Source organism: Paraburkholderia fungorum, assembly GCF_046026025.1.
Taxonomy (GTDB): domain Bacteria; phylum Pseudomonadota; class Gammaproteobacteria; order Burkholderiales; family Burkholderiaceae; genus Paraburkholderia; species Paraburkholderia fungorum_E.
Genome location: NZ_JAQQFL010000048.1, coordinates 47,348 through 56,146 on the forward strand (window position 1 = coordinate 47,348; position 8,799 = coordinate 56,146).

General features: G+C 61.2%; 10 protein-coding genes. 3 read left to right on the plus strand and 7 right to left on the minus strand.

Annotation, left to right across the window (positions count from 1 at the left end; all coding sequences use genetic code 11):
• Positions 1–103: 103 nt before the first annotated feature.
• Positions 104–1,000, plus strand: coding sequence for an EamA family transporter RarD (gene rarD, locus PQR67_RS35060; RefSeq protein WP_408467376.1), 897 nt, complete (start codon positions 104–106; stop codon positions 998–1,000).
• A 29-nt stretch (positions 1,001–1,029) separates the two neighbouring features.
• Here the strand turns inward: rarD and PQR67_RS35065 are convergent, their stop codons facing one another.
• A complete protein-coding gene (locus PQR67_RS35065; protein ID WP_408467377.1) occupies positions 1,030–1,569 on the minus strand; it encodes an Mpo1 family 2-hydroxy fatty acid dioxygenase in 540 nt (179 codons plus the stop codon).
• A gap of 91 nt (positions 1,570–1,660) precedes the next feature.
• Here PQR67_RS35065 and PQR67_RS35070 point away from each other — a divergent pair, with 91 nt between their 5' ends.
• Positions 1,661–2,374: a Crp/Fnr family transcriptional regulator gene (locus tag PQR67_RS35070; RefSeq protein ID WP_408467378.1), complete on the plus strand. Its 714-nt coding sequence runs from the start codon at positions 1,661–1,663 to the stop codon at positions 2,372–2,374.
• A 160-nt stretch (positions 2,375–2,534) separates the two neighbouring features.
• Positions 2,535–3,113: a lytic transglycosylase domain-containing protein gene (locus tag PQR67_RS35075; protein ID WP_408467379.1), complete on the plus strand. Its 579-nt coding sequence runs from the start codon at positions 2,535–2,537 to the stop codon at positions 3,111–3,113.
• Between the two features lie 67 nt (positions 3,114–3,180).
• On the opposite strand, the gene PQR67_RS35080 is transcribed toward PQR67_RS35075, so the two are convergent.
• The 6 genes from PQR67_RS35080 to PQR67_RS35105 form a co-directional block, all read right to left on the minus strand.
• The gene (locus tag PQR67_RS35080; RefSeq protein ID WP_408467380.1) at positions 3,181–4,065 is read right to left on the minus strand and encodes a 4-hydroxy-tetrahydrodipicolinate synthase family protein; all 885 of its coding nucleotides are present in this window, start codon (positions 4,063–4,065) and stop codon (positions 3,181–3,183) included.
• A gap of 2 nt (positions 4,066–4,067) precedes the next feature.
• Positions 4,068–4,409: a hypothetical protein gene (locus PQR67_RS35085; protein WP_408467381.1), complete on the minus strand. Its 342-nt coding sequence runs from the start codon at positions 4,407–4,409 to the stop codon at positions 4,068–4,070.
• A gap of 202 nt (positions 4,410–4,611) precedes the next feature.
• A complete protein-coding gene (locus PQR67_RS35090) occupies positions 4,612–4,971 on the minus strand; it encodes a hypothetical protein (protein ID WP_408467382.1) in 360 nt (119 codons plus the stop codon).
• Between the two features lie 353 nt (positions 4,972–5,324).
• The gene (locus PQR67_RS35095) at positions 5,325–6,716 is read right to left on the minus strand and encodes an aspartate aminotransferase family protein (protein WP_408467383.1); all 1,392 of its coding nucleotides are present in this window, start codon (positions 6,714–6,716) and stop codon (positions 5,325–5,327) included.
• Positions 6,717–6,839: 123 nt separating this feature from the next.
• A complete protein-coding gene (locus tag PQR67_RS35100; RefSeq protein WP_408467384.1) occupies positions 6,840–8,387 on the minus strand; it encodes an aldehyde dehydrogenase in 1,548 nt (515 codons plus the stop codon).
• Between the two features lie 113 nt (positions 8,388–8,500).
• Positions 8,501–8,799 (minus strand): hypothetical protein (locus PQR67_RS35105; RefSeq protein ID WP_408467385.1); only part of this gene is annotated, 299 nt, incomplete at its 5' end.

Here is an 8,799-nt window from a genome sequence, read left to right on the forward strand (position 1 = left end):
GAGAGACGCCACTTCCAATGACAACAATTCGAGGCGCGCAGCCCGTTGCTGCGCCGCACCTACCTGCACCGCGCGCCAAGGCGATTGCATCACGGGCCGCGCAATGAACCAGTATGACCCAAAGCGCGGAATCGCGTTGTCCGTCGGTGCGTCCGCGATGTTTGCTTTACTGTCCGCTTACGTCAAACTGCTCGCGCCGTTGAGCGGTCTCGACATTTTCGCGTGGCGTGTCGTGTGGACCGTGCCCGGCGCGTTGGTGCTGATCGTGCTGCGCAAACGTCTGCCTATTCTTCGGCAACTTCTTTACCGCATGGTGACGGAGCCGCGGCTCGGCGTGGCGATGGTTGTCAGCGCCGTTCTGCTGGGCGCGCAACTGTGGGTGTTTCTATGGGCGCCGCTGCATGGGCGCATGCTCGAAGTCTCGCTCGGCTATTTTCTGCTGCCGCTCGTGATGGTGCTGGTGGGTCGTTTCTACTATCACGAGCGTCTCGACGGATTGCAGTGGCTCGCTGTTATCTGCGCCGCGTTGGGCGTCGCGCACGAATTGTGGATGACGGGGGCCTTTTCGTGGCCCACCTTGCTCGTCGCGCTCGGCTATCCACCTTATTTCGTGCTGCGCCGCAAAATCAATCAGGATTCGCTCGCCATGTTCACGGTGGAAATGGCGCTGTTGTTGCCGGCGGCGGCTGTGTTCATTTTCATTGGCGGGTCGCTGGCGATGATTGGCGGGCGCATCGACATGTGGTGCCTGCTGTTGCCTGGGCTCGGCGCGCTCAGCACCATTGCGCTCGCTTCGTATCTGAAGGCGAGCCGTTTATTGCCGGTCGCGTTGTTCGGCATCCTTGGGTATGTCGAGCCGGTGTTGCTCGTGTTTGTCTCGATCACCTTGCTTGGCGAGACACTCAATGCCGCGCAGTTGGCGACGTACATTCCGATCTGGATCGCGGTTGCGCTGACGGCGTTGCATAGTGTGCAGCTCGTTCGGCTTGCGCCGCGTTGACCTCGGGCCGCAGAATCAGGCACCGCGATTCAGCGATGCGCCGCGGCGTGATCCGCGTTGATGCGCGTCGCGCCGACCTGCGCCTCGATCGCTTCGCGCAATGCTGGCCGCCAGCCGAAACTGAACAACGCTTCAGCGAGCACGAATAGCGGTCCGATCAGCAGACCGATCACGTCGTCGACAAATGCCGGCTTGCGATGCTCGTATGCAACGTGACCGATGAACTGAAACACCCAGCCCACCACGAAGAGTCCGATGCCCGAGGCAAGCCAGGTGAGCGTAGCCTGCGCGGCGAGCCACTGTCCGCATGCGACGCACAGTACCGATACCACGGCCATCATCACGCCGAGCGGCACGTCGAGCACGAGGTAATAGACGGTTGCCGCAACGAACAGCACCCACGCGGGCGACAAGGTAAAAGGCAGTGAGCCGAAGCCGAAAACCGGCCGGCTCAACAACACCGCCAGCGCCAGCACGATCATCGGAATACCGACAAAATGCGTGGCGATATTGCGCCGGTCACGATGGTAGGCCGCGTATTGCGTAAGCTGTTGTGTCAGCGTTCTCATGGATGCCGCTCCTCAATCAAAGTCAGCATAATCGCGGGCAGCGCAAATTGAAACCATCGGGTAGCCGACAATTGGGCACGGATGCCGTCCTATGACTGCGAGTTTTTCGTCGAATGAGCCTGGCCGCCTGCTTGAGCGCAGCGCGTGGTTTCGCTCGGCGCCCGCCGCCATGCAGGCGCAGTTGATCCAGGCGGGGCGTGTCGAGCGCCTCGCGGCGGGTGAACGGCTCTTCACGCGCGGCGATTCCGACGATGGCCTCTATTGTGTGCTCGACGGCCTGGTGCGGATCGGTGCGGCGAGTTCGGCCGGCAAGGAAGCGCTGCTTGCGGTCATCGAACCGGTCAACTGGTTCGGCGAGATCGCCCTGTTCGATAATCGCCCGCGAACCCATGACGCGTATGCCGAGCGCGATTCCGCACTGTTTCATGTGCCGCGCGCCGCGCTTGCCGCGCTGCTAGAACGCACGCCCGAGTATTGGCACGCCTTCGGCTTGCTGTTGACGCAAAAACTGCGACTCGCTTTCGACGCTATTGAAGAAGCCGCCTTGTTGCCCGCCGCGCAGCGCGTGGCACGCCGCTTATTGCTGATGGCAGGCGGCTACGGCGAACCCGGCGCCATGCGGCGTGTACTCAAGGTGCCGCAGGAGGACCTGGCGATGATGCTGGCTTTGTCGCGGCAGACGATCAATCAGGTGCTCAAGCAATTCGAAACGCAGGGCGCGTTGAAGCTGCGCTATGCGGAAATCGAAATCACCGATGTGCAAAAGCTCAGCGCGCTAGCCGATCTGAATCCGGCGGCGGAATGATCGAAGCGCGTCGTGTCGAGGTCGCGCACGACTACACGTCTTTATAAGCATTTTACGGCGCACCCCTATTTCTTTGGCGATTCGCTACACCAAGCCCGGTAAGGTCGAGCCACCCCGGTCAGGAAGCGAAAATATGCATGGAAATAGCGCTCTGGATGGTGTGCAAACACAACAAGGCCTTGGTCCGAAATTCGGCCTGAAGGCGATGCTCACGGTGATCGTCTTCGCGCTTGCGGCAGCGTCGCAAGGCGCCGACGCGCAGTTGGCGTCTTCCGCTCCGACTGCCGCGAGCGACGCAACACCTGAGCCCGGCCTGCCGGCGCTCAGCGATATCACCGCCATGCTGCGCGCGCAGTTTCGCGTGGCGCCCATGGAATCCATGAAAATTGCGCGCGCGGTGTTGATCGAAGCCGACCGTCACGCCATCTCGCCGGTATTGCTGCTTGCCGTGATGTCGGTCGAGTCGAGTTTCGATCGCCACGCGGTCAGCAACGCAGGTGCGCGCGGGCTCATGCAGGTCTTGCCGGCCGCGCATCCGCAATTGATTGCGGACACAACCGATTTGTCCGATCCGGCGATCAACGTGCGGATCGGCACGACCATTTTGCGTGGCTACCTCGACGAGAGCGGCGGCGATCTCGACGCCGCACTGCTTCGCTATAGCGGCGGCGGCCGCGGTTACGCGCGCCGTGTCGTGCTGCGGATGCAGCGCCTGGACGCAAGTTTGCGCCACGAATGATTCACGCATTCGTGGCGCATGGGTTCGTTCCCGGACCTTCTTGTTGCTGCTTTAGCGCTTGGGCGCTTTAGCTCATCGCTCCGGCGAACTCGGCGCGCAGGTCTTGCAACCTGTCGCGCGCGGTGCTCAGGCGCTCGACGAGTTGCGCCGAAGCGCGCGTGATCGGCATGCGTGTTTCGTCGGTCATGGCGTGGTCGAACGCCAGCATCGCTTTGATCGCGGAAGGGTTGGGCGCGGCGAATAGCAGGCGCAACACAGGCAGCAAGCTGGCGAACAGATTGCGTTCGTCCGGTTCGCGATCGGCCCGGATCAATTCCTGTACCGCAACCAGAAGATCCGCGCAAACATGCGCACTGGCCAGAATGCCGCCTGTGCCGCCGTTGTGCAGACAATCGTCCAATGCTTCGTCGGTGCCGCACAGCACGCTGATCGGCAGGCCGCGCAGTTTGCTGAAGTGCTCCTTGACGCATTCCTTGATCGCGACGATGTTGCCATACTCGACCAGGCGCGCAACGGTGTCGGGCGCAATCGCCACACCGGTCCGATGCGGCACGTCGTACAAAACAATGGGGCGTTCGGTGGCGAGTGCGGCCTGTTCGAAATGCCATTGCACGCCGGCCTGATCGGGACATACGTACGATGGCGCGGACACCAGATAACCCGCACAGTCCCAGCGCTCATAGCGCTGAATATCGTGCAGGACGTCGCGCGTATTCGAACCGCCGACGCCGATCAGCATCGGCAAACGGGAGCCGATGACGTCGGTCAGCGCCTGCAACACGGTGAGGCGTTCGGATTCCTGTAACAAAGCGGCTTCGCCCGTCGTGCTCAAGGCGACAAAACCGCTGATTTCCGTGCGCAGGTAGTAGTCCGCGAGACGCTGTAATGCGTCGACGTCGACCTCGCCATTGCGGAATGGAGTGACGATAGGCAACCAGATACCTGAAAACATGATTAGCTCGCCTTTGCGACGGCGTGGCGGCGCTTCAGAGGTCCGATCAGTGCAGCGGGGAGGGTGGAAATCAGCGTATGCAAGGTGAAGTCGAGATCGTCGAGCGCGATGTCGAGTTGTACGCGTACTTCTTCGCGCACGGCCTCGGTGCTGACCACGTACACGCCGAGCGGCGAATGAAGCAATGCGCGGAGTTGGGTGCCGGGAAGATCGTGCGTGGGGTGGGGCAGGGTGACCTGCAAGCGGGCGCGCGCCGCGGGGAAGGGAATGACATTGTTGCGTCGGACCGGCGGCGCGCCGAGCGGCTGCGTGTCGAAACTGTCGATGGATTGCGTGAGGGCCATTTAATGCGGCGTTCGTTGACGCCATGGTTGATCAAGACAGTTCGAGATTAGACGTCTACGGGTAAACGCAGTGCAAAAATTGGGGGGGTTAACGAAAAAAGAAAAAAAGGCGAGTCATCAGACTCGCCCTCCCTGAACGGCACAGTTCGGCTTCGATTAACTACGCATGCCTGGCCGGTGCGTGCCGAAAACCGATCACGTGTTATTGCGTCTTTGTCGCGTCGGTTTTTGCGCCGTCGGCTTTTGCCGGGGCATTGCTGGCCTCTTTCGCGCTCTCCGTCTTTGTCTTGCTGGCCGTCGGTTCAACAGCGGTCTTCTTGGTGGTCTTGTGCGCCTTTGCCGTATGCGTGGCGGCGGCCTTCTTCACATGCGCCTTGGCCGGCGCTTTCGTTGTCGCGGCGCCTTCGGTCGTGGCGCCGGTTTGCACGGCGGTGCTCGCCTTCAGATTCGCTTGACCGGCGGGTTGCGTTTGCGCGGGTTGCGCGGCCGACGGCGCTGCGGTTTGTGCGAATGCGGTCGACACGACGAGAGCGGAAGCGAGTGCGGCGAAAAGCGTCTTCATGATGTAACTCCTGGTTGAACCGGTTGTTCTTTGTGTCGCGGCTGAAATGTCTCAGCGCTGCCGGTTTAACGCTGGCCGGAAGACAGCAGTTGACGGTGCTCTGGTGACAAAACGTAACGGCGGATACATATCGGGATCCTGAATCACCGAAGGCGGTTTCCGCGGAGGAGTTGCAGGAGGTCTGGTTTGAGGTGCGGTGCGGGTGCACCAGAGGTGCCTGACGACGCCGGGCACGGTCGTCAGGTTCTACACGTCGACGCGGACGCATCAGTCGGCTGCTCGTTCATCCTTGGCGATCCTGCGCCCCTGCACGAAGGAGCAGGGGCGCAGTGACGGGAACGCGCGGAACAGGATCAACGGCTATTGCCGAGTACCTTCTGTGCCGTCGCATCCACGGCCTGGCGCATCTTGTCGACCAGTTCGTCGATTTGCGCATGGTCGATCACAAGCGGCGGAGCGACGATCAACCGCCCGTTCGTCGAGCGCACCACGGCGCCCAGTTCGAAGCCGACAGTCCGGCTATGCCAGGTCAATTCGGCTTCGTTACTAAAGCGCTCGCGGGTGGCCTTATTTTTCGCGAACTGTATTGCGGCCACGGCGCCCACGCCCTGGATCTCACCAATCAACGGATGATCGGCGAATGCATCACGCAATGCCTTCTGCAGATACGGGCCGGTATCGTTCTTCGTGCGTTCGACCAGGCGGTCCTTCGCGAGCACATCGAGATTGGCCAGCGCGACCGCCGCCGCGACCGGGTGACCTGAGTAGGTCAGTCCGTGCGCGTAGACCCCGCCCTGTTCAACCAGTGCCTCGCCGACCTGCCGGCTCATCACGAGACCGCCCATCGGCACATAGCCCGACGTCAGACCCTTCGCAATACAGATCAGATCGGGTTCGAAGCCGAAATGCCGATGCGCGAACCACTCTCCGGTTCGACCGAAACCGCCAATCACTTCGTCCGCGCACAACAGCACGTCGTACTGACGGCAAATGCGCTGGATTTCCTGCCAGTAGCCGTCCGGCGGGAAGATCATGCCGCCCGCGCCCTGGAATGGCTCGGCGACAAACGCGCCGACCCGGTCCGCGCCCAGTTCGAGAATCTTCTTTTCGAGCGACAACGCTGCCTGCTTGCCAAATGCTTCAGGACTCAGGTCGCCGCCGTTCGCGTACCAGTAGGGCTCGTCGACGTGCGTGACATTCGGAATCGGCAGGTCGCCCATCTCGTGCATGAAGGCCATGCCGCCCAACGACGCGCTGCCGACCGTCGAGCCGTGATAGCCGTTGATTCGCCCGATCAACACCTTCTTGCCGGGCTTGCCCTGAATGTCCCAGTAGCGACGGACCGTACGAATGAGTACTTCGTTCGCCTCCGAGCCGGAGTTCGTGTACACGACGTGGCTGAAGCGATCGCCCAGCAGCGAGAAGAGCCGCTCCGACAATTCGATCACTGCGGGGTGCGTGGTGTGGAAGAACATGTTGTAGTACGACAGGTCTTTCATTTGCCGCGACGCTGCGTCGATCAACTCCTGGCGGCCGTAACCGACGTTGGTGCACCAGAGGCCGGACATGCCGTCGATATAGCGATTACCGTCGTTGTCCCAGAGATAGACCCCTTCGCCTCGAACCATCACGCGCGGCCCTTCGTCGTTCAGGGCTTTCTGATCGACGAAGGCGTGCAGGTGATGGGCTGCATCGCTTTGTTGGTAGTCGCGAGTGGCGCGGTGCGGAAAATCAGGAGCGTTCATGTTCAAGGTTCCTTTGTGTAACGGACAGATTTCGCCTCTCACGTCCTGGTGTGGCGGATCGCCCGCACCCGGACTGTGCTCTCAGGCTCAATGCAGAGTTGACTCAGGGCGTTGATCGCCGGCTCAGTAACTGATCCACGTCGTTTTGAGCCCTGTGTATTTATCGAGTGCATGCAGCGACAGGTCACGGCCGAACCCCGACTGACGGAAACCGCCAAACGGGGTTTGCGCGCTGAGGGCATCGACGGTGTTGACGGACACCGTGCCGGCGCGCAAGCGCGACGCCACGCGATGCGCGCGTGACAGGCCGCCGGTCCACACCGAGGCGGCGAGCCCGTAGATCGAATCGTTGGCGAGCGCGATCGCTTCGTCCTCGGTGTCGAATGTGAGAACCGACAGGACCGGCCCAAAGATTTCCTCCCGCGCAATCGGATCGTTTGCGCTCACGCCGACAAAGATCGTCGGCTCGATGAAATACCCCTTGCCGTCGACAAGCCGTGTCCCGCCGCCGGTCGCCAGCGTCGAGCTCGTGCGTCCTCGCGCGATCCATTCCTTGATCCGCTCGAACTGCGTACGGTCGACGATGGCACCCATGCCGCTGGCAGGATCGAGCGGGTCGCCCGGCATGAAGTCGCGCGAATGGGCGATCAGGCGATCGACGAATTCATCATGGATCGAGCGCTGCACCAGCAGTCGTGAATTGGCCGAGCACACTTCGCCCTGATTGAAGAAGATGCCGAAGCACGCTTTGCGGGCCGCCAGATCGAGATCGTCCGTGTCGTCGAAAACCAGATTCGGACTCTTGCCGCCGCATTCGAGCCAGACCTGTTTCATATTCGATTGCGCCGCGTACTCGAGAAATTTCTTGCCGACAGCGGTCGAGCCCGTGAAGGCGAGGACGTCGACGTCGGGGTGCAATCCGAGCGCGCGTCCCGCCGTCTCGCCGAACCCGGGCACGACGTTCAGCACGCCCGGTGGCAACCCGGCCTCGAGTGCGAGTTCTGCAAGACGCAGAGCCGACAGCGGTGATTGCTCCGCGGGCTTGAGCACGACGCTATTGCCTGCTGCAAGTGCGGGTGCGATTTTCCAGGCCACCATATCGAGCGGGAAATTCCACGGCACGACCGCGCCGACTACGCCGAGCGGCTCCCGTGTGACAACGGCGAGGTTGCCCGGATCGGTCGACGCGACCTCGCCATTCAATTTATCCACCGCTTCGCCATACCAGCAGAACAGGCTGCTGGCAGCCGGCACGTCGATGTCGAACGCGTCGGCCACGCGTTTGCCCATGTTGAGCGAGTCGAGCAGCGCAAGCTCCGCGCCGTGGGACGCAATCAACGCACCTAACCGGCACAGGACGCGCTTGCGTTCCGCCGGCGGACAACGCGACCAGTGGCCTGCATCGAACGAAGTACGGGCAGCACGAACGGCGTCGTTCACATCTGCGGCGCTACATGATGCAACCTTGGCAATCACCGTCTCGGTCGCCGGATTGATTGCGTCAAAGGTGCCGCCGTCCTGGGCGTCCGTGAAGCGGCCGTCAATGTGGGCCTGGGCTCGCGGGCGAATGTCCGCGGCGAGGCGCCGCCAGTCCGCATGGTTGCGAATATCAGCTGAAGAATGACTCAAGGAATGACTCCGGTCTGGAGAAGGGCAGGCAGGCCTGTCCATCTCGTGTATCGATGATCGAGACAGCTACTGTTCTAAGCCCTACTGTCGATTAACAAAAAGGGACGGGAAAGAACATATTTGCTGTTCATTGCATCTGTTTTTCCTATCCATTTTCAGAGTTGCATCCCTTTCCAGTTTCTTTCAATGATCTGTTCCTCGAACGCAGGATCAGATTGCGAACACGCATTCATAGGCGAGGAGGAAGGGGAGAATTTTGCATCTAAAAAAACTATCCATAAGGTAGGAAAACTATTTTTATTCAATAAATCCGCGATGCTACGCTCCATCCGTCGTTCGCCACAGGCCGCTTGCATCTCGACGATTCGCGGTGTCAGGAACGGCATGTTGCAAGAGCCGCGTGCACAGAAAACGTGTGTCGCGTCGATGGGTAGACGGATAAAGAGCCATGAAC